This is a genomic window from Paraflavitalea sp. (genome assembly GCF_059502485.1).
Window position 1 is genome coordinate 1 of sequence record NZ_JCACET010000004.1, and the last position, 21,035, is coordinate 21,035.

At 46.9% G+C, this 21,035-nt stretch carries 20 protein-coding genes; 14 read left to right on the forward strand and 6 right to left on the reverse strand.

The features are described from left to right. Positions 1–346: 346 nt before the first annotated feature. The 3 genes from AC5JBY_RS00055 to AC5JBY_RS00065 are packed head-to-tail and all read right to left on the reverse strand — an operon-like array spanning position 347 to position 3,031. Entirely contained in the window at positions 347–934 is a 588-nt protein-coding gene (locus tag AC5JBY_RS00055; RefSeq protein WP_495902486.1) for a hypothetical protein, read from the reverse strand. A gap of 32 nt (positions 935–966) precedes the next feature. Beyond that, on the reverse strand, positions 967–1,173 hold the full coding sequence (locus AC5JBY_RS00060; protein ID WP_495902989.1) for an N-acetylmuramoyl-L-alanine amidase: 207 nt from the start codon (positions 1,171–1,173) through the stop codon (positions 967–969). Beyond that, entirely contained in the window at positions 1,148–3,031 is a 1,884-nt protein-coding gene (locus AC5JBY_RS00065) for a family 10 glycosylhydrolase (RefSeq protein WP_495902487.1), read from the reverse strand. Before AC5JBY_RS00065 ends, AC5JBY_RS00060 begins: the two co-directional genes overlap by 26 nt. A 179-nt stretch (positions 3,032–3,210) precedes the next feature. Here AC5JBY_RS00065 and pdxR point away from each other — a divergent pair, with 179 nt between their 5' ends. Then, positions 3,211–4,698: a MocR-like pyridoxine biosynthesis transcription factor PdxR gene (pdxR, locus tag AC5JBY_RS00070; protein WP_495902488.1), complete on the forward strand. Its 1,488-nt coding sequence runs from the start codon at positions 3,211–3,213 to the stop codon at positions 4,696–4,698. A gap of 14 nt (positions 4,699–4,712) precedes the next feature. On the opposite strand, the gene AC5JBY_RS00075 is transcribed toward pdxR, so the two are convergent. After that, on the reverse strand, positions 4,713–5,174 hold the full coding sequence (locus AC5JBY_RS00075; protein WP_495902489.1) for an SRPBCC family protein: 462 nt from the start codon (positions 5,172–5,174) through the stop codon (positions 4,713–4,715). A 4-nt stretch (positions 5,175–5,178) separates the two neighbouring features. Beyond that, positions 5,179–5,496: an ArsR/SmtB family transcription factor gene (locus AC5JBY_RS00080; RefSeq protein ID WP_495902490.1), complete on the reverse strand. Its 318-nt coding sequence runs from the start codon at positions 5,494–5,496 to the stop codon at positions 5,179–5,181. A gap of 250 nt (positions 5,497–5,746) precedes the next feature. Between AC5JBY_RS00080 and AC5JBY_RS00085 the strand changes: the two genes are divergently transcribed. The 5 genes from AC5JBY_RS00085 to AC5JBY_RS00105 all read left to right on the forward strand — a co-directional run bounded on the left by AC5JBY_RS00085 (position 5,747) and on the right by AC5JBY_RS00105 (position 10,656). After that, on the forward strand, positions 5,747–6,673 hold the full coding sequence (locus tag AC5JBY_RS00085) for a haloalkane dehalogenase (protein WP_495902491.1): 927 nt from the start codon (positions 5,747–5,749) through the stop codon (positions 6,671–6,673). Between the two features lie 11 nt (positions 6,674–6,684). Beyond that, positions 6,685–7,137 carry a DoxX family membrane protein gene (locus AC5JBY_RS00090; RefSeq protein ID WP_495902492.1) on the forward strand — a complete coding sequence of 151 codons (453 nt, stop codon included), beginning with the start codon at positions 6,685–6,687 and terminating at the stop codon, positions 7,135–7,137. 4 nt (positions 7,138–7,141) lie between these two features. Then, positions 7,142–8,362 (forward strand): MFS transporter, encoded by a 1,221-nt coding sequence (locus AC5JBY_RS00095; protein WP_495902493.1) that lies wholly within the window; start codon positions 7,142–7,144, stop codon positions 8,360–8,362. 45 nt (positions 8,363–8,407) lie between these two features. Beyond that, the gene (locus AC5JBY_RS00100) at positions 8,408–9,832 is read left to right on the forward strand and encodes a GDSL-type esterase/lipase family protein (RefSeq protein ID WP_495902494.1); all 1,425 of its coding nucleotides are present in this window, start codon (positions 8,408–8,410) and stop codon (positions 9,830–9,832) included. Positions 9,833–9,933: 101 nt separating this feature from the next. Then, positions 9,934–10,656, forward strand: a complete 723-nt coding sequence (locus tag AC5JBY_RS00105) for a uracil-DNA glycosylase family protein (RefSeq protein ID WP_495902495.1) — start codon at positions 9,934–9,936, stop codon at positions 10,654–10,656. A 1-nt stretch (position 10,657) separates the two neighbouring features. Here the strand turns inward: AC5JBY_RS00105 and AC5JBY_RS00110 are convergent, their stop codons facing one another. Beyond that, positions 10,658–11,287, reverse strand: coding sequence for a Crp/Fnr family transcriptional regulator (locus tag AC5JBY_RS00110; RefSeq protein WP_495902496.1), 630 nt, complete (start codon positions 11,285–11,287; stop codon positions 10,658–10,660). Positions 11,288–11,404: 117 nt separating this feature from the next. Here AC5JBY_RS00110 and add point away from each other — a divergent pair, with 117 nt between their 5' ends. The 8 genes from add to AC5JBY_RS00150 all read left to right on the forward strand — a co-directional run bounded on the left by add (position 11,405) and on the right by AC5JBY_RS00150 (position 21,029). After that, positions 11,405–12,418 (forward strand): adenosine deaminase, encoded by a 1,014-nt coding sequence (gene add / locus AC5JBY_RS00115; protein ID WP_495902497.1) that lies wholly within the window; start codon positions 11,405–11,407, stop codon positions 12,416–12,418. Between the two features lie 237 nt (positions 12,419–12,655). Then, a complete protein-coding gene (locus AC5JBY_RS00120) occupies positions 12,656–14,074 on the forward strand; it encodes an MBL fold metallo-hydrolase (protein ID WP_495902498.1) in 1,419 nt (472 codons plus the stop codon). 10 nt (positions 14,075–14,084) lie between these two features. Beyond that, positions 14,085–14,657: a YeeE/YedE family protein gene (locus AC5JBY_RS00125; RefSeq protein ID WP_495902499.1), complete on the forward strand. Its 573-nt coding sequence runs from the start codon at positions 14,085–14,087 to the stop codon at positions 14,655–14,657. A 3-nt stretch (positions 14,658–14,660) separates the two neighbouring features. Continuing rightward, positions 14,661–15,155, forward strand: coding sequence for a YeeE/YedE family protein (locus AC5JBY_RS00130; protein WP_495902500.1), 495 nt, complete (start codon positions 14,661–14,663; stop codon positions 15,153–15,155). 47 nt (positions 15,156–15,202) lie between these two features. Continuing rightward, the gene (locus AC5JBY_RS00135; RefSeq protein ID WP_495902501.1) at positions 15,203–17,044 is read left to right on the forward strand and encodes a M20/M25/M40 family metallo-hydrolase; all 1,842 of its coding nucleotides are present in this window, start codon (positions 15,203–15,205) and stop codon (positions 17,042–17,044) included. Positions 17,045–17,383: 339 nt separating this feature from the next. Then, positions 17,384–18,082 carry a hypothetical protein gene (locus tag AC5JBY_RS00140; RefSeq protein WP_495902502.1) on the forward strand — a complete coding sequence of 233 codons (699 nt, stop codon included), beginning with the start codon at positions 17,384–17,386 and terminating at the stop codon, positions 18,080–18,082. 20 nt (positions 18,083–18,102) lie between these two features. Then, positions 18,103–19,212: a hypothetical protein gene (locus AC5JBY_RS00145; RefSeq protein ID WP_495902503.1), complete on the forward strand. Its 1,110-nt coding sequence runs from the start codon at positions 18,103–18,105 to the stop codon at positions 19,210–19,212. Between the two features lie 20 nt (positions 19,213–19,232). Beyond that, positions 19,233–21,029 (forward strand): OmpA family protein, encoded by a 1,797-nt coding sequence (locus tag AC5JBY_RS00150; protein WP_495902504.1) that lies wholly within the window; start codon positions 19,233–19,235, stop codon positions 21,027–21,029. Positions 21,030–21,035 lie beyond the last annotated feature (6 nt).

A 21,035-nucleotide genomic window follows, 5' to 3' on the forward strand; every position in this document is an offset into this window, starting at 1 on the left:
CAATAGCCCTGGAAGTAAAAACCGGGGACAAATAATCCATAATAAATAGTTATCCGTTATTCAGTTTAAGTCTAATACACTTCGCTCATAAAAAGAAGGAATCTCAGATCAACAGATGTGGTTGACCAATCAATTAGTATAATCCTGAATGTAGAATGAGTTGGTTGGGTAGGGGTACGAAGCAAGTTCGGAAACCTTACTTTTCAAGCTTAAAGCTCCTTCAAACTAAACGTTTGGCCGGATATAAAAAAACGTATAATCACGGTTTTTTCATCGGGATCACTTTCCTGGCCGGGGGCAAAAGAGGGTATAAGGATATAACTCTTGGTGAATGAATTAATTAGAGCTATTTCTTTTTGGATAAAGCATCAATTATTCCTTTCCTGTATTCGGGGTCTTTTTCGGGTAGAGAGATGGTTTTCGACGCTTCATCTATGTTCAGGAATAGCTCAGGGTTATCGTCATCGGTTGAGAAAAAGAGCTTGGATTGGGCCGCTATCCAGGTGCCAGGTTTAGAAGTATCTACCATGGCTTGAAGGTTTGTATAGGTAACGGTCGCGGAATCTATGAAGACAGGCCCATTGTGCACCAACCCATATATGTCGGCCAGCGACCTCAGGAAATTGTTGCTGGTATCTCCCATAGTTATAAATGTCGCTCCGTCTGAAACAAAGTGTTCTTTTTTACCGGCTCGTTTGAATTTCAGCCAAAAGCCTACAGGCTTTCCCTTGTAGATAGAAAGTATTTTATACCGGCTGTATTCTTTATTTGAATTATCAATGCTATCTATGTTTAACGTGATATCTCCATTTTCCACTATCATTTCGGGAGTGATTGCGGGTTGTGGAGGTGCAGTGTCCGGTTGTTTAGTTTCCGGACTGTTGCAGGAAATGATTGCTATCAGGATCAAGCCAAGAGTTAAAAGCTTTTTCATGCAACTAAAATAATATTTTAAGGCTTATTTTTCTAGTTCAAAAGTTCCTTCACCCTTGTTTTGATGTACCCATTTTGTAAATACTGGTACAGGTTCTTGCCGGGACAATCAGTTTGGGTAGAGTGATCTTTGTGTGAGGCAATCGTTTCGTAGGGGATGTTGTATTTTTTAGCGCTCCAGGCAATGAGTTTTGTAAGTGACTCCAGTTGTTTTTTAAGGCACCACCTGTTTTTCGAAATTACCTACACAGCAAATCAATAAGTGTCCGGAAGGATCGTATTCTGTAGCTGTTTCTCCTACAGTATTCACATTCCTGCCTTCATAGATCGTACCGTCAGGCGCAATGAGAAAGTGGTAAGGGATATCGATCCAGTTCCTGTCTTTACCCATCCCCCAGGTTTGTACATTTTTAATATGTTGTGTTGCATCTTTGGCAGAATCCCATTCTACGCCTTCGTGGTGTATGGTAATTCTTACAGGAGTTTGTTGTTTGAATGGCCTGGGTGCTGCTGCGTTCCATCCTGCACGGGGTAGGATGACCGGCGCATTGGCTGCTATCTTGATCGTGTTCTCTATTTCTTTGAAGGTGCTTTCATTGCCGGTTCGGTCAACAGCTGTGACTACTATATACGTTGGCATGTTTTTGTCGGCAGGCAATTCGAAGAGGGTTGAGCGATCGTTGCGGTTCAGTATTTTGTAACGCCAGCTGTAGTTGCCCGCATTGTCTTTGTATTTTCCATATACTACATAGTGGAATACATCTTTTTCGTTGGGATGTGTCCAGCTAACTTGTACAGCGTTGCCTAATTGATCGAGTGTTACAACAGGAGCTTCGGGCGCCTTGTCATCCAGCCAGGGGCTGGCTGGTATTAACGCCTGTTTTTTGTAGGGGCCATTGAGGATGCCATTGATCATGTTGGGATTTTTGGTGAGCTGTGATATGCTCCAATGGATGGCGCCTGTGCTGTTGGGTTGCATGCCACGGGTGGTCATGATCTGACCAATGATCTCATTGACATTCCTGATGCTGGTATCGGTGCCCACGCTTATGCCGGGCCATAGGTGACGGTTCATCGTGTTTTCGCCTGCCCACCAACCTAATAATATGGGAAAGCTTTGGAACTGGCGACTAATGGGCCAGTAGAGTTGGGGTGAGAAGTAATCTATCCATCCTTTGTTCAACCATAGTTTGGCATCCGCATAGAGTACATTGTACTGATCAAATCCTGCTACGTATTCAGGATAGCCGGGACGCCAGATGCCAAAGGGACTAAGTCCAAATTTCACGTGTTTCTTTTCTGTCTTGATCTCTTTGTATAAACGCTCGATGAATTTGTTGACGGCGTCGCGGCGCCAATCGGCTCTTTCGAGTTTGCCGCCACCAGCTTTGTAAACTGCATAGCTTGCACTATCCGGAAAGTCGGCTCCGTTGTTATAATCCGGGTATGGATAGAAGTAGTCGTCGAAATGTACACCGTCTATGTCGTAACGTTTTACGATATCCATTACTACTGCGGCTGAATGATCTTGCGTGCCTTTGAGGGCAGGATCGAACCACCAGTAGTTGCCTTGTTTGAGTTTCACTACCAGCTCGGGTCTTTTTTTGACGATGGAGCTATCTGTTACTTCTCCGCCTACCGTATGGTGTGCGCGGTAGGGATTGAGCCATACGTGCATTTCGAGCCCACGGTCATGTGCGGCATCTGTCCAGAATTGTAATGGATCATAATATGGATTGGGTGCTTTGCCTTGTGTGCCGGTAAGGTAATATGACCAGGGTTCTAATGAGCTTTGGTATAAGGCATCGGCCTGTGGGCGTACCTGAAAGACCACAGCATTGAAGTTGTTTGCTTTGAGGAAGTCGAGCAGGGTGATGGCTTCCTGTTTTTGTTGCTCGGTAGTAAGTCCGGGCTTGCTGGGCCAGTTGATATTGGCTACGGTGGCTACCCATGCTGCGCGAAATTCGCGGGCTGCTTTAGGTGTTGTAGTGGGTGACGGGAAGGGTTGTTGCACCGCTGTTTGTTTGGATGTGGTACATGCCTGCAATAAACAAATGGTGGCAATGGCTGTAGTAAGAGATAGTAGTTTGTTTGGCATGGGTTAAAGATACTGGTAGCAGTTGTTGTATGTTATGATGAGTATTAATTTCTCTTAAAAATGTGCTGTTATGTGCGGGATTTGGCGAGGGCAGGGTTGTGTGAAGAATGCTTTTAGTGGGTTGGGTTACAAGAACCGGCAATTGTATTGCAACCAGTAATGTAAATTAGTGTTTTGTTATGGCGAAAGAATCGGCTGAGATAAACCCTGCGGGTATTGTGCTTTCACGGCAATCTGATGTGCCGCTGTATTTGCAATTGTATGAATCGTTTCGCAGGATGATCATAGAAGGCAGGTTGCGGCCGGGCGACCGGTTGCCTGCAGGCCGTAACCTGGCTAAAGAGTTGGGCGTAGCGCGCGTGATCGTGAGTCAGGCTTACGAGCACCTCGTTTCGGAGGGTTATGTATTGGGCAAAACCGGTGCTGGTACTTTCGTGGCCGATCAGCTGCCCGATCATTTATTGAATGCCGGAAAGCGTAATGCTTCTTCCATAAAAAAGCCGGTTGCTCAAGCGGCTGCGGCTGTTGAACCTCCTGTGGATATGCAAGCCGGCAGCCGCATTGGCGCCACTGCTTTTCAGATGGGCATGCCTTCGCTCGATCAGTTTCCTTATAAGTTATGGCACCAGGTAGGTAATGAAGTGTTGAAGTCGCTGAAGCAGGCGCATCTTGGTTATGAAGATACGTTGGGCTATTGGAACCTGCGCAAAGCTATTGCCGCTTATCTGCGTATTTCACGTGCTGTTGTATGTGAGGCAGACCAGGTGATCGTAACTACTGGTTCGCAACAGGGGCTTAATCTTGTTGTGTCTTGTTTATTAGAACAGGGTGATCAGGTGTGGATGGAAGATCCGGGTTATCATGGCGCCCGTATCGCTTTTTCTACAGCAGGTGTTGTGCTGTGTCCGATACCCATTCAGCACGATGGATTAGATGTGGCGTATGGCGTTGAGTATTTTCCGGATGCGAAGCTGGCTTATGTAACGCCTTCTCATCAGTTTCCGATGGGATGTACTTTATCGGCTTCGAAACGTGAGCAGCTGCTAACATGGGCGCAGACACATAATAGCTGGATACTGGAAGATGATTATGACAGTGAGTTTCGGTATGAAGGCCGGCCTTTACCCAGTCTGCAAGGTATGGACACTGGTGGCCGCGTTATTTATTCCGGCACTTTCAGTAAGGTATTGTTTCCTGGTTTGCGACTTGCTTATATCGTGTTGCCTTCAGCCAGCCTGGTAAGCAGGTTTAAGAAAATAAAAGACAACCAGGACCGGCAATCACCGGTGATGGACCAGCTCATGTTGTGTGCTTTTATGGAAGGCGGCTATTTCGTGCGGCATATCCGCAAGATGCGGTTGTTGTATGCCGAACGGCAGCAACAGCTGATCAGCCTGCTGCAGTTGCATTGCAAGGATTATTTACGTATAAGTGTTGCTCCTTCCGGTATGCACCTGCTTTGCTGGTTGCCGGAGGGTATCGATATCGTAAAGTTCAAGGAGGCCATCCATCAACATCAGTTGATGGTGACTTTTGTAAACAGTTTTACGTTGCAGCATCACAAGTCTCCGGCTATCCTGCTTGGGTTTACGGCTTTTACAAAGTATAAGTTAAAGGTAGGCGTGGAAAAGCTATTGGCCTGCCTGGAAGGTTCAATGCCAGTTTGAGTGTCTGTTCTTTCCTATGCTTGCGTGAGTACTTCTTTCAGTTTATTCAGCATAAGCTCCCATGCATTTTTTGTACGGCTTACATAAGCTTCCCACTTCGGGTCCATTTCGTGAGTGAGTTCAATGAGGCAACCTTTTTCTGTAGGGGTAATGTCGATATAAACAATGCTTTCGTCTACTGATTCTCCTTCTATGCCCCAGGTAAATACCAGTTTGTTGTAGGGCTGTACTTCGAGGTAGGTTCCGATGTGGTTGATCTGCATTCCCTGCCGCTCTACGAGGAAGCTAAAATGACCTCCTTCGCGAGGGTCAGTTTTTAGATGTATGATCTTTTCATCGCGTATGGCAGGTCCATACATCCACTGTGAAAGTAGCTCTGGGTCGAGCCAGGCATTGAACACTTCTTCTGATGGTACGTGTATTTCGTTGGTGGCAGTAACTTTCAACCGGTTACCTGCATTGTTTGGCTGGTTCATATCGTTACTTTTTTTTGTGTTTTTTCTCCATAAAGGTTTTTAAAGAGCCGAGTCGTTCATTCCAGAATGTCTGGTAGGTGTTGACCCAGTTGGACACTTCTGCCAGTTTTTCCAGTTTGGCTTCGCAGTAGCGCTCACGACCTTCCTGTTCTATAATTACAAGGCCACACTCGGCCAATATTTTCATGTGTTTTGAAATAGCAGGCAGGCTCATATCGAAGTTGTTGGCCACTTCGCTCAGGGTTGACCTTTTTTGGGCCAACATATCAATGATGGTTCTCCGGGTGGGGTCGGCAATGGCCTGGAATACATCTCTTCTCATAAGGGGTGTTGTTTAATACTTAACCGATCGGTTTACAAATATAGTAAAGTAAACCATTCGGTTTAATGATTGGTAGGAATTTTTTTTAGACCCAGGTCCGGCGAATAGAGTTACTTGACTGCAAGTCAGGCCGCTCCAGGCGGCCAGACTGCATAATGGCCTTATTGGTTTTGGGAAAATGGACCTAATGGGGTAAGGGAGTGGCGATTAGTTTTGTTGCTGTAACGAATCAATCAAAAAAAGTATAGCCATGAAAATTGATCAGGTTCATCAATCAAATGCGGCAACATCCCTGGGCGATACGCCTATTATTGCCGCTACAGATCCTCATCCGCGTAAACGGGTGAAGGTGTTGGATACTGAAATGAGTTATGTGGATTCCGGCGAGGGAGAGCCCGTGGTTTTCCTGCACGGTAACCCTACTTCTTCTTACTTGTGGCGCAACATTATTCCCTGGTTGAGCAAGTATCGCCGCTGCCTCGCGCCTGACCTCGTGGGTATGGGGCAATCCGGTAAATCGCCTGGTGCAGCTTATCGTTTTGCCGATCATGTGGCTTATCTCGATGCATGGTTTGAGGCTGTAGGGCTGCGGGAGAACATCGTGCTTGTGTTGCACGACTGGGGTTCTGCACTTGGTTTTTACCGGGCCTTCCGTTTTCCTGATCAGATCAAGGGGGTCGCTTACATGGAGGCGATTGTGCAGCCAAGGCTGTGGAGTGATTTCCCTGCCGGCCGGGACGCTATCTTCCGGGCGCTACGTTCGGAAAAGGGCGAGCAAATGGTGCTGCAAGACAATTTCTTTATCGAAACAGTGTTGCTTAAGAGTATTATCCGCACACTTAGTGTTGAGGAAATGGATGCTTACCGGGCACCGTTTCAACACCCGGCAGACAGGCTGCCCACCCTGTTGTTTCCGCGTGAGATACCTATCGAGGGTGAGCCGCCGCATATTGTATCTATTGTAGAAGAGTATGGCAAATGGCTGGCCGGCAGCCAACTTCCGAAGTTGCTAATATCTGCGGCTCCCGGAGCGTTGCTGACCGGCCGGGCGCTTGACTTTTGCCGGAGCTGGCCTAATCAACAGGAAGTATCTGTGAAAGGGATTCATTATATTCAGGAAGATTCGCCGGCGGAGATTGGTGAAGCGGTAAGAGAATTTGTACTAAACATAGATTAATCGTTGTTATTATGGAAAGGAGATTGGATTATGCGCAGCTTTTTCTGCGGTTGGCTTTAGGTGTTACGTATCTTATTCCGGGGCTTGACAGGTTTGGGGTGTGGGGACCACCCGGTGGCAATCAGATTAGTTGGGGAGATTGGGCTCATTTTTCTACCTATGCACACCAGGTTATGGGCTTCTTACCTTCGGGTCTGGCCGAGTTGCTCGCGATTGTGGCATCGGTAAGTGAGATCATATTTGGTGTGCTGCTGCTGGTGGGTTTGTTGACGAGATGGGTGGCTTTGGGCAGTGGTGTATTGTTGTTGTGCTTTGCGTTGAGTATGGCTATTTCTTTTGGTATTACGGCTCCTGTCAATTATTCTGTGTTTACTGCCAGTGCGGCAAGTTTCCTGCTGACTTGCATTCCGGCATACCGGTGGAGTGTGGATGCGTGGCGTTCACTGCAAACAAAAACCAGTTAGTGTTATGTTCCTAAAGATCGCTCATAGCTATCGGGCATCGTTTTCCAACCTGAGCCGGGAGACCTGGTTACTGAGTTTTATCATTTTGATCAACCGGGCAGGCACGATGGTGGTGCCTTTTATGAGTATGTACGTGACGCAGAGCATAGGACGAAGTGTGGCTGATGCAGGCATCGTGATCACGTTGTTTGGTGTAGGGTCTGTGCTGGGTTCGGCAACCGGTGGATTTGTGATCGACAAGATCGGCTTCAGGCCGGTCCAGATCGTTGCTTCTATTACCGGTGGATTGTTGTTCATCCTGTTTGGCATGATCGACAACTTTGCCGTATTGTGTGTATTGACGGTGGCTGTTAGTTTTGTGGCCGAATCTTTCAGGCCGGCAAATATGACTGCCACTGCCGTGTATTCAACACCTGAAAATCTTACGCGGTCGTTTTCACTGAACCGGCTGGCTATGAATATTGGCTGGGCTGTGGGTAGTAGCATGGCGGGTGTACTGGCCGCTATCAATTATCACCTGATGTTTTGGGTAGAAGGTTGTGCCTATATCATTGTGGGCTTGCTGGTGATCGTGTTGTTGCCGCGCAGCAAACAGGTCGCTGCAAAAGCTACACCTGCCGACTCATTGAAGGCTACGTCGCCGTGGAAGGATAGTTTTGTTGTTCGTTTTTTAGTGCTGGCTACTATCTATATGACTTGTTTTACGCTCATGTTCCGGCTCGTGCCTGTTTTCTGGAAGGAGGAGTTGCATATTAATGAGTCTATGATCGGTTTGTTGCTGGGTTTGAATGGTGTGATCATTGCATTGTTTGAGATGGTGCTGGTACGCCGTTGGGAAGGAAGGCGGAAGCATTTGTATTATATCGTGGCTGGCGTGTTGCTTACCGGCGTGGGCTATTGTTGTTTGTTATTGCAATGGTTGCCTGGTGTGTTGATTGCTACGGGTGCGGTGTTGTTTCTGACTGTAGGGGAGATGATGGCCATGCCTTTTATCAACTCCATGATCATGCAAAGGGCTAATGATCTTAACCGGGGTAAGTATGCTGCTGTGAGTGCGTTGTCATGGTCAGTGGCCAATATTATTGGACCGCTGTTGGGCGCCTTGGTGGTGGTGCAAGGTAGTTATCTTTTGTTGTGGGGCATGCTGGCAGGGTTGTGTGTGGTATGTGCTTTTATTTTTAACCGGCTGCGGGACAGCAATACAGAGCGTGCTAATCAAGGTTAATGGAAGGGATAAATTACTTATCAGATAATAACGATATTCGGTCTTATGAAAATGTTTGCCGTTATCTTCTTCTTTTTCCTGGCCGTGATACCCTGCTCGGCCGTCCTCAAAGTGGCCTGTATTGGCGCCAGCATTACATATGGTCATGGTATCGATAACAGGGAGCAAAATTCTTTTCCTGCACAGCTGCAGGTGCTGCTGGGCAAGGAATATATGGTGAGTAATTATGGCGTGAGTGGCACTACGCTGTTGCGCAAAGGCGACCGGCCTTACTGGAATACTACTCAATACCAGGCTGCGCTGAATAGCCTGCCGGATATTGTTATCATCGACCTGGGTGGTAATGACAGTAAGATGATCAATCGTGTGCGCCTGGGTGAGTATGAAGCTGACTATGTTGCTTTTATTCAATCTTTCCGGCAATTGGCTGCTCATCCCCGCATTGTATTGTTGTTGCCTATTCCTTCCTGGCTTTCTGATACTGCGCAAATCTATGACCGGGTTATTGTAAAGGATATCATTCCCCGTATTCAGCGGGTGGCTTTTAATGAGAAGGTAGAAGTGGTGGATATGCATTCGCTGTTTGTTGACAAGGCTGATCTTGTGCCCGACAGGATACATCCCAATGCTGTAGGCGCCACCATTTATGCGAAGCGGCTGTTTGAATTGGTTAGTGCGAAGCGCGATACTGCTTTCGATATCTTTCCGCGTATTCCTATGCAAATAAAGGAGAGCAGTTTTTACGGGTATGCCTGTGCTGACTTCTCTTTTTTGAACAGAAACTGTAAAGTGGTGAAACCCAAGTGGACTGCATCCAATCGTCCCTGGGTGTGGCGGGCCAGGTTCTGGGGGCATGAGCCGCAGGCTGATATCGCTTTGCTGGAGCGTGGTTTTCATATCGTGTATTGTGATGTGGCAGAATTGTTTGGTAACCGGCAGGCTATTGCCACGTGGAACTCTTTTTATGCTTTGATGATAAAGCATGGCCTTGCAAAGAAGGTAGTGTTAGAAGGTATGAGTCGTGGCGGTGTGTATGCTTTCAACTGGGCTGCAGAAAATCCTACGCGTGTAGCAGGTGTGTATGTCGATAATCCCGTGCTTGATCTGAAGTCGTGGCCGGCAGGGTTGGGCAGGTTGCCTGCATATCCTAAGGAGGCTGCCTTGTTCAAAGCGGATTATGGATTGACGACCGATGAGCAAGTGAAGCAATTCAAAGGAAGCCCTATCGACAAAGTAGATAAGATCGTAAAAGGCCGGTATCCCATTTTTATTCTTTGTGCCGATGCTGATGAAGCGGTGGCGGTAGAAGAGAATACCATCCCGTTTGAAAAGAAGGTGAAAGAACAAAAAGGTGATATTACTGTGATCTATAAGCCAGGCGCTAAGCACCATCCGCATAGTTTGCCGAACCCGACGGTGATTGTAGAGTTTGTGCTGAAGGCGGTGAGGACTTTGCAAAAAAAGATTTAGTCAGGCCGCTCAAAGCGGCCAGACTACTCAAAGCCTCGCAGAGCAATTAACAAAAGTGGGTTTTCTTATTTCGTGGTACTTTCGTTGCTTAAAGATGACTGATGGCGAAAAAGAAAGCTGGCTCAACGACTTTTGCTGACCGGGTAATCGACTTTAACAAACATGTGCATTTTGAAGGGAAGCTTCCTCCGGGTATTCGCATTATGAATCCTTTCCGTGAGGATTCTACCATCATTCCTATTTCTTCTGCATTCTATAAAAAGTTCTACGACGATAATAATGTCCGTCACCTGATCCTCGGGATCAACCCCGGCCGGTTTGGCGGTGGGGTGACCGGTATTCCTTTCACCGATACCAAGCGTCTTAAAAGTGAATGTGGAATTCCCTACTCCGGTAAGGAAACGCATGAGCCTTCTTCTGTTTTCGTGTACGATGTGGTTAATGCTTTTGGGGGCGCCAAAGAATTTTACAGCAAGATCTATATCAACTCCATGAGTCCGCTGGGCTTTACTTCTATTGGTCCGAACGGGAAAGAGATCAACTATAATTACTACGACAGTAAGCCGCTCACCGATGCTGTTTATGATTTTATGGTGGATAATATCCGGAAACAGATTGATTTGGGAGTAAAGACGGAAGTGTGTTTTTGTTTTGGTACGGGCAAGAATGAAAAGTTCTTACAGCAGCTGAATGATAAGTTTAAGTTCTTTGGCAAGATCGTGGCGCTGGAGCATCCGCGGTTTATTATGCAGTATAAGCTTAAGAGTAAGCAAGTGTATATTGATAAGTATTTGAGGGCGTTTGGCGAAGCGATGGATTTATAAGTTACTCATCATCGAATCGTTTGAGGAGTTTGTCGAGTTCAGATTTGGAAAGGTGGATATCGAGGCCATCACCAGGTATAAAGTTCTTTTCTCTAAGTTGCTTGAGGGTGCGGTTAAGGCTTCTGACCGTGATGGCGAGGTAGTCGGCCAGGTCTTTCTTAGATAATGGCAAATCCTGGTAGGAGAATAGCGAGAGTAGTTTTAATAGTGTGTATTCTATCGGATAGAGCTGCTGATAGGATACCCTGATGGCCAGTTGACTCACACGTGTGGCCAGTTCTTTCAGGATGAGCTTATTTAATGTTGCATTGGTTTCCAGCAATTGTAAAAAGTGTGCACTGTCTGCTTTGTATACGATCAATTCGGTTACTGCCTCCACGGTACTCAATATCGACGAACCCGTCAACAGTTCCAGCTCTCCCATCACTTCTCCTTCGCCAAAGAATTCGAGTATGTAGTCTTTCGTATTATCTTCAGTAATATAGCATTTCACTATTCCCTGTTTGATAAAATAAAGGTGGCGGGCTTTCTCATCCTGCCTGAAAAGTTTCTGCCCCGGTTTAACGGAGTGTTGCTGCATGCCGGGCAGTTGTTCTATAAGCTGTAGTAATTCCTGGTTGGTTCTTATCATGTTAATGGGCTGGGACAAATGTCCTATCTTTTTTTGGAGTGTCCTGTATTTTGCGTGAAATTTTAGTAATGTATGTGGACCAGCCGAATCCTGATAACGGTTTTAATATCTCTTTGTATGTTAGCCTGTACTGAAAAACAGCAGACCGATGTGGCAACCTTGCCTAAGGTAGAACTGCATCACCACCTGGACTGCTCACTCAGTTTTGAAGTGGTGCAAAAGCTCAATCCTGCTATTAGTTACGATGTTTACCGGCGTGATTTTGTTGCTCCTGCCAGGTGTACGGACCTGGCTGATTACATCACCCGCGCTATCAAGGCGGTGGACCTGATGCAAACTGAAGAGCAGCTGCGCCTTGTAACGCTGGATGTTATCCGGCAATTAAAGAAGGATAATGTGATCTATGCCGAGCTGCGCTTTGCCCCGTTGCAACACTTGCAAAAAGGCCTTACGTCCGAGCAGGTAGTGAGGGTAGTGAATGATGCGGTAGAGGAGGGCGTGCGGCAGACTGGTGTACAGGTAGGTGTTATCCTTTGTACACTCAGGCATTATTCCCGAATGCAAAGTATGGAAACAGTGATGTTGGCAGAACGTTTTAAAGGCACACACATTGTGGGCTTTGATATAGCGGCTGATGAAGCTGGCTTCCCTATCGACAACCACACCAGTGCTTTCAACTATGCTCATGAAAAGGGTATTCCCTGCACGGCTCATGCCGGTGAAGCCAAGGGCGCTGCCAGTGTGTGGGAAACGCTGGAACATTTTCGTCCTTCACGGATTGGTCATGGGGTACGTAGTATGGAAGATCCTTCTTTGATCGCTTACCTGAAAAAGCATGGTATTCACCTCGAGGTTCGCCCGACCAGTAATATCCAGACGGCTATTTATGATAGCATTGCAAACCATACGGTTGATAAGATCTATCAATCGGGCGTGTCTATGAGTATCAATACAGATGCGCGCACCATATCAGATGTAAGCCTTGGTTCAGAGTACCAGTTGTTGGAGCGAGTGTTTGGCTGGGAGAAGGCGCATTTCCTGCGGTGTAATTTAGAAGCAATCGATCATGCGTTTACGAGTGAAGAGAATAAACGATTGTTGAAGGAGAAGTTGATCGTGGGATACAGATAGCGGGTTGGAAGCGATTTAGTCAGGCCGCTCAAAGCGGCCAGACTATGCGAACTAAATCCTACAAGTCTCATAAAACGATAGAACGCATTCCTTTACAGCCGGGTTGCGCTCTGCGAGGGTTTTAATCTCGCAGAGCGCAACCCGGCTGTTTTTTGTGGGGAGTTGATAAATGTCATAGGTTAGGTGGTGGGAAATAAACAATTTTGTGCCTGAATCATTATACTTTAAATGGTCTATATGAAAATTGAACAGATCTATACAGGTTGCCTGGCGCAGGGTGCTTATTATATCCAGAGTGGGAAGGAAGCGGCTATTATTGACCCGCTGCGGGAAGTTCGTCCTTATATAACGAAGGCGGCAGCGAATGGGGCCTCCATCAAGTATATTTTTGAAACGCACTTTCATGCCGACTTTGTATCGGGACACGTAGATCTTGCCAAAGCCACTGGCGCCACGATCGTTTATGGCCCGCTGGCCAATCCTTCTTTTGCGGCGCATATTGCTTCGGATAATGAAGTATTCAGGATCGGTGATGTAACCATCAAGGTGTTGCATACACCGGGCCATACTATGGAGTCTACTTGTTATTTACTGTATAACGAAGACGGCAATCCTCTTGCTTTGTTTTCGGGTGATACGCTTTTTATTGGTGATGTTGGCAGGCCCGACCTCGCACAGAAGGCGGCTCATATGACACAGGAAGAGCTGGCTGGTACCTTGTTCGACTCACTACGCAACAAGATCATGCCGCTGCCTGATGAGGTTATTGTTTATCCTGCCCATGGCGCCGGCTCTGCATGTGGCAAGAATATGGCGAAGGAAACCTCCGATACGCTGGGGCATCAAAAGCAATTTAATTATGCATTGCGTGCCAATATGTCCAGGGATGAATTCATTGCCGAAGTAACAGATGGCTTATTGCCTCCTCCTGCTTATTTCCCGCAGAATGTGCGCATGAATAAGGAGGGGTATGAGAATATCGACCAGGTGTTGAAGCAGGGTACTCAGCCACTGGGTGTAGATGCGTTTGAAGCTGCTGCCAATGAAACGGGAGCGCTCATGCTGGATACACGTGCGCCGGAAATCTTTGCACAAGGATTCATTCCCAACTCTATTAATATTGGTATCGACGGCAGCTTTGCTCCGTGGGTAGGTGCGCTGATCACAGATATTCATCAACCTATTCTCATTATTGCCGATGAAGGGCGTGAGGAAGAGGTGGTAACCAGGCTGGCGCGTGTGGGTTATGATAATTCCATCGGTTATTTAAAGGGTGGTATCAATGCCTGGAAGGATGCTGGTAAAGAGTTGGACCTGATTGAATCTATTACGCCTGCTGAACTGGCTGAACGATTGAAGCGTGATCCCAACGTGCTTATTGCTGATGTACGTAAGGAGAGTGAGTTTGCTACTGGCCATATTGCAGGGGCAGAGAATACGCCGTTGGATTTTATCAATGACCAAATTCAAAAGCTCGACAAGCAACAAACCTGCTATGTGCATTGTGCAGGTGGTTATCGGTCCATGGTCTTCAACTCTATTTTAAGGGCGCGGGGTTTCGATAAACTCATCGATGTGAAGGGGGGCTTTAAGGCGATCAAAGATTCGGGCTTGTTTTCGATCGGGGAAGGAGTTTCTCCCACTTCTATGCATTAATTTGCTCTGCATGAATAGTTTTATTGAGCTTATCAGGCAGCCCTGGCCCTGGTACGTATCGGGGCCGTTGATCGGGTTGACAGTACCGGCATTGTTGCTGCTCGGCAACAAGCATTTCGGTATTTCTGCCAACTTGCGTCATATCTGTGCTATGTGCTTTCCGGCTAATATTCCTTTTTTCAAGTACGATTGGAAAAAGGAGTGGTGGAATTTGTTTTTAGTAGCAGGGGTATTGTTGGGTGGTACTATTGCTTCCTGGTTATTATCAGATCCCAATCCGGTGCAGGTAAACCCTGCTCTTGCGAGTGAGTTGGCAGGTTATGGTATTCATAATTATCAAAGCCAGGTGCCGGTTGAATTGTTCAGCTGGGGCCAGTTGTTTACGGTACGTGGGTTGCTGATGATGGTGGGTGGTGGCTTCCTGATCGGGTTTGGTACCCGGTATGCCGGGGGCTGCACCAGTGGTCATGCTATTACCGGGCTGAGCATGCTGCAATGGCCTTCGCTGGTGGCTACTGTTTGTTTTATGGTGGGAGGGTTGGTCATGGCGAATTTTATTTTACCAATTATCTTATCCTTATAGGTTATGCAACCAATTGCCGATACTGATTTCGAAATGCGCTCGCAGGATACTATCTGCGTAAATGAATCGCAGCTTTCGCATAAGTGGTATCACCAGTTGAAATACCTGGTGATAGGAATATTGTTTGGTATTGTGCTGGTGAAGTCGGAAGTGGTAAGCTGGTTTCGCATTCAGGAAATGTTTCGCTTTCAGAGCTTTCACATGTACGGTGTTATCGGCTCGGCCGTAGTGGTGGGCATCATCTCTGTACTAATTATCAAGCGGTTTAAGATCAAAACCATCTATGGTGAACCGGTTCAGTTTCATAAAAAGCAATTTAATAAGGGGCAGGTTATTGGGGGATTGTTGTTTGGGCTTGGCTGGGCCGTTACCGGCGCTTGTCCGGGGCCGATATTCGCACAGATCGGCACGGGCGCCACTGTGGCGATCGTTGTGTTGCTCAGTGCGGTTGCCGGTACATGGGTGTATGGCAAGGTGAGAGACAAGTTACCGCATTAGAAATTCTTATATATGGGCAGCGTGGTTGTATTGTGTATATTAGGTGGATGCAAGTAAAACGTATTCCCGCTCTTGTTTTTCTCCTCTTTTTTATTGTTCCTGTTTTTGGTCAGGTATTGAATGACAGCATTGCGCTGGCTCGTATAGTTGCAGCCAGCAAGCGTAATAGTGCTGTTCCAGGGGCTATTACTTACCTGTCTGATGTGTATGGACCAAGGCTGCTGGGCACTGCTAATTACTATTCGGCAGCCCGCTGGGCAAAAGACAGGCTGGCTGCTTATGGCGCAGACTCCGTATTTTTTGAATCTTTCGATGCGCGTCACCGCGGATGGAATGTTACATCCTTTAATATGGAGATGACTGTTCCTACCTATATGCATTTACTTGCTTATCCGCTCGCTTATACAAGGAGCACCAAAGGCGTTGTGTCTGCTGAAGTTATTTATATAGAGCATACCGATAGCATCCGGAACCTGCGTGGAAAGCTGGCTGGTAAAATGGTATTGCTGGGTGATGGGTTTTCTTCTTTTAATGCTTTACAGCGTTTATCAGGTGAGCGGCTTTCAAAAGAGGTACTGCAACAGGCTGCTGCTAATCCCGATCCCAATGACTTGCTGATCGGCTACCATAGCAGGCGTTCTACGCAGGATGCTATCGCCTGGCAGGAACGCCGGAGAACAGATCTTCAACAGTTTTTTGAGTTTTGCGACCGGGAGGGTGTTGTGGCGCTTGCCGAAGCCAGCGATTATCCCTATGGTATTTTGCACAGTGATGGCAATCATCATGTGCCTTCTTATATAAAACAGGGAGATATCAATCCTGTTCCTTCTTTTGTGGTGGCCAATGAACATTTCGGCAGACTGGTGAGGATCATCAAAGCAGGTGTAAAGCCTGTGGTAAAACTACAGCTCTCCACTTCTTATAATTATACGCCGGCTTTTAATGTGAATGTAGTAGCCGATATCAGGGGAGCTGATAAGGCTTTGCAGGAGCAGCAGGTAATTATTGGCGCTCACCTGGATTCATGGCACGGTGGAACGGGTGCTGTTGATAATGCGGCCGGTTGTGCTGTGATGATGGAGGCGCTACGCCTATTGAAAGCGGCGGGGCTACAGCCGCGCCGTTCTGTGCGATTGTGTTTATGGGGCGGTGAGGAGCAGATATTTGCCGGTTCGCGTGTGTACGTAAAGAACCGTGTAGGCGATCTGCATCGTGATAATCCCGGACCCGACTATAATCGTATTTCCGCTTATTTCAATCTCGATAATGGCACTGGCAGGATACGTGGTATTTATGCGCAAGGGAATGGATTGGCAAAACCTATACTCGAGGAAATGCTGCAACCTTTTGCTTCTTCTAACTGCAATACAGTAACACTTCAGAATGCCAACCAGACCGATCATGAGTTATTCGATGCTTTGAATGTGCCGGCTTTTCAATTTATTCAGGACCCGTTGAATTATATCTCTGCTGTCCACCATACCAATATGGACGTGGCAGAATATGTACAGCAACAAGATCTTCAGGAAAGCGCTATCCTGGTTGCTTATTTGGTTTATAAGGTGGCCATGCGGGATGAGCTTTTGCCGCGCAGGGAGTTTATCAGTGTGGAGCCTTCGCTGAAAGGGAATACGTTGTTTTTCCTGGAAGGATTTAAGAATGCCCGATCGGTTAGTCTTGTAAGTGATTTCAATAACTGGAATATGTTTGGTACGCCGCTGGTTAAAACAGACAGTGGATGGATGTGCCGTCTTAACCTGAAGCCTGGCCGCTATTTGTTTAAGTATATAGTTGATGGTGATTGGACGGCTGATCCCAAAACGCCTGCAGATAAATTGTTGCGGGATGGAAAGGGGCATGCCGGGTTGACGGAGGTTATTGTTGAGTAGTTGATGTGTAGTTGAAAGGTTTATATGTTGATAAGTTGATAAGGTATGTGTTGTTTATATATTATAAGCTATCCGGGAGGGTAGCTTTTTTCTTTTATATAATTGATTGGTATTGGGGCAGTAGTGAAGGTTTTGTAATGGGTTGAAAATATTCTTTCTATTGAAGTGTAATATTCTTTCGTGGTTGTATACATGCGAATGGTTGCAAGTAATCTCAGAAAAATATTCTAATATTTCTGTTGTAACAATTGTTACGCACTACACACTGATGTAGCATAATGTTCGATTGAACACTTCTTTCAAGATGCTACTTTAATTATTACATAAACTCTTAGTTCCATGCTTAAAAGTTGGAAGCATCTGTTTGTGAAAACAGATGAACCTAAAGCTGGAAAGGATGAAGCTGCCGAAGCTTTTTCTTTCCCGGCCAGTGAACCTATTGCCCCTGCTGTTGCTGCAAACAGCTTTGCTTCTACGCCAACACCAGCGCCCGTGGGCGATCCGGTGGTGAATGAAGTAATAGAAGTGTATGAATCAGGATTAGAGTCTATCAACATGCCTGGTTATGACTTCTATGAATTTTACAAAGCGATCAGCAGTACCGGTCTTTCGGGCGAGCATACTTATCAGTTAGCTTACCAGATGGCCAGGTCGATGGACAAAACCATTACGGTGCAAAAGCTGATCAGTGACGCTGAATTCTATATCAGCAAGATAAATGAGGTGCACGGGCAGTATGTAAGTCAGGGGCAGGCTAAGCTGCGCTCACTGGAGGAAAAGAAGAAGGCTGAACACGGGCAGCTGCAGGGTGAGATCGATCAGGGCGCTACACGGATCGCGCAATTACGTGCGGAGCTTCAACAGTTGGAGTCGGCGGTGAATCAAAAGAAAGCTCTGTTGTCGAAGATCGACGAAGGCTTTCTGCCGCAGGAAAAGGCTATCCGGGAGAAGCTGGCTGCCAATGACACCGCGAAAACGGTAAGCATCCAAAAGCTGCAATCCATCCGGGAGAGTATTGCCCGGTTCATTAAACAGTAAACCAATAACAACCAATAATCATGTCAGTAGAAACTAACAAGGTGCTTGAACTGCCTATCCTCAAGCACTTCGAAAAAAGCCAGATCTCCTTCAATCCAAAGAATTGGCGAAAGGGAGAGAAGGGTATTGCCTGGGTGATAGGCCTTGTTCTGTTGGGTACGATAGCCTGGGGTTTGTACCAGTATGTTTTGCCCATTGTATTTACCTGGATCGGTCAGATGCTGGGCGCTATTGCAGCGGCTGTGCTGGTGATCGCTTTCTTCATCATGCTGCCAGTAATCGTGAAAGCGATGAAAAAGTTGTCGCGGTCTACGCACAAGATGCTTATTCGCCACGATCCCTTTGGAGAGCTGGAAGAGCAGAAGGAAAAGATGGTTCAGAACCGGGTACAGTTCAAAGAAGCAAAAGCCAAGATCAAAGCGATCAAAAATAACATGGAGGCTGAATCTGTCAAGGCGGAGAAGGAAGCGAAGGATTACCAGGATAAGGTGGTGGGCCTGCAATCGAAAGCAGCTACTACCAAACAGAAGATGCATGAACTGGAGCAGAAGAAGGGTGAAGCGGCGAAGGAACTCGACGAGTATGTGGACCTGCAAACGAATATGATGAAGACGCTGAGTGAAGCACAACGTGTAAGTCATATGCTGAACCAGAGCACTGGGCTTGTACGCAAGTACGGTAGCCGTGCCCACGTGATCGGTAAGCTCGACAGGAAACTGAATATGGTAGATACTGCCATGGAGATCAAGATAGCCGACTTCGAAGTGAGTATCGATATGCTGAAGAAAGAATATGCTTTTGCAGAGGCTGCCCGCAGTGCTACCGAGCAGGCAAAGAGCGCCATGCTGTTTACCAAGGGCTGGGAGCTGGAGTATGCGCTGGATGTAGTGACGAATACCATTGCTATCGACCTCGCTACTACACAGGAGAACCTGGTAGACCTCGATTCGCTGACGAGTCAGTATTCGCTGGACAGTGATGAACTGTATACGAAGCTTGACAAGCTGGCTGATCAGATCCGTACAGATAACTATGATATTCCTGAATCTAAAAAATATACTAATCCAAATTATAAGCTGTCGCCTGAAGACAGGCAGGAGAGCAAAGGATTTGGAGACATTTTCAACTAAAACCTTTAAATACTAAAACAATGAAATGGTCTAATCTCACTTTATTTTCCAAATCACTGATCGCCTTGGTAGTTGCCGGCGGCATCGGTGGTGCGGTTTATTTTCTCTCTCCCGGCTTGCGGGTGGATGAATCCAAAGCTGTGGAGAAACTAAATGTTTCTGATAAGGATGTCAATAATGTTGTTACCTCGGCCGAGTTGCCCGTGCCTGGTGAGGAAGCTTCTTCAACAGTGGCTTCGAAACCGGTGGTAAAAATAGCGGGGTATGCATGGAATGCTCAATCGGGTATTATCGTTGCGAACGGTGGACCTAAAACGACGCAGGGTTCTATCATGGAAAAGAATGGCGTGAATGTAGAGATCATTCGCCAGGACTGGTTGTCGGAGTTGAGGAACCTGCAGATGAAGTTCGTAGAGGAGTTTGATAAGGGTAATAGTTCTCCGAAAGAAGGTGCTGCTGGCATTATCATCATGGGTGATGGTGTGCCTTTCTATATCAGTTCGGCGCAGCAGGCGCTGGATGATAAGTATGGCGCGGGTAAATACCAATTGCAGGCCGTAGGTGCCGTTGGTTTGAGCTATGGCGAGGATAAGCTGATCGGGCCTCCGAGCTGGAAGATGAACCCGCAATCTATGAAGGGTGCGCTCGTATCGGCTGTTATCGGTGACGGTGACTGGGTGACGGCGGTGAACTATGCTTCTGCCAACGGTATCAAGATCAACCCTGATCCTTCCACTTATGATGCGGAAGCTGTGAACTTCCTGGCTTCTGCGAATGACGACTATATCGAATCGGCCAAGGAGCTGATCAAGTCTCAAACGCAGGGGTGGACTGTGCCACTGAAAGAAGTGAAGGCTGGCAAGCTGACGGGTAAAACCATCGACAAAAAAGTAGACGGTTGTGCTACCTGGACGCCTGGTGACAAGATGGTGTTTGACGCGCTGAATGGTTTTACAGACGTGGTATCTACCAAAGAATTCAATAACCAGATGGCTACGACCATTATTTTCCTGCGCCAGTGGGCGGAAGGTAATAAAGCGGTCGTGAGCAATATTCTTAAATCGGCTTACACTGCTTCAAACCAAATGAAGCAATATGATAGCTGGCGTAAGAAGGCTTCGCAAACGACTGCCAAAGCTTTCAACATGGAAACGCCTGAGTACTGGTACAACATGTTTAAAGGCCAGCAAGGTGAGAAGGGTGGTGTGTCTTATAATATGGGTGGTTCAAGGGTGTTTAACCTGGCTGATGCCAACCAGTATTATGGTATTACCGATGGTACGAATCGTTACAAGGCCGTGTATGACCAGGTTTCGCGTTACCTGAAGGACTTGAATCCTGCTGGGTTTAACCAGAACGTAAAGCGTATCGTGCCTTATGAAGAGGCTGTGAACCTATCGTTCCTGAAGGACGTGAAGGATATCGATGCAGGCGCTTCTTATACGGCCGACTATTCCAAGAAGGCTACCAGTGTGGTGGCTTCGGGTGAATGGCGCATCAACTTCGATCCGGGTCGTGCCACTATCCGTCCTGAAGGAAAAGATGTGCTGGAGCAGATCTATAACCTCCTGGTGCAGGCGGAAGATAGTAAGCTGGAGCTGGTTGGCCACACCGATAATACCGGTACGCAGGATGGTAACTATGCTTTGAGCACTGCGCGTGCAGAAGCTGTGAAGAGTTACCTGATCCAGAAGGGTATTCCTGCCAATCGTTTCCAAAAGATCGATGGTAAGGGTCAGGATGAGCCGATCGCTGATAACAGTACTGGTTCTGGTAAGGCGCAGAATAGGCGCGTAGTAATCAGCCTTCTTAAATAATAACAA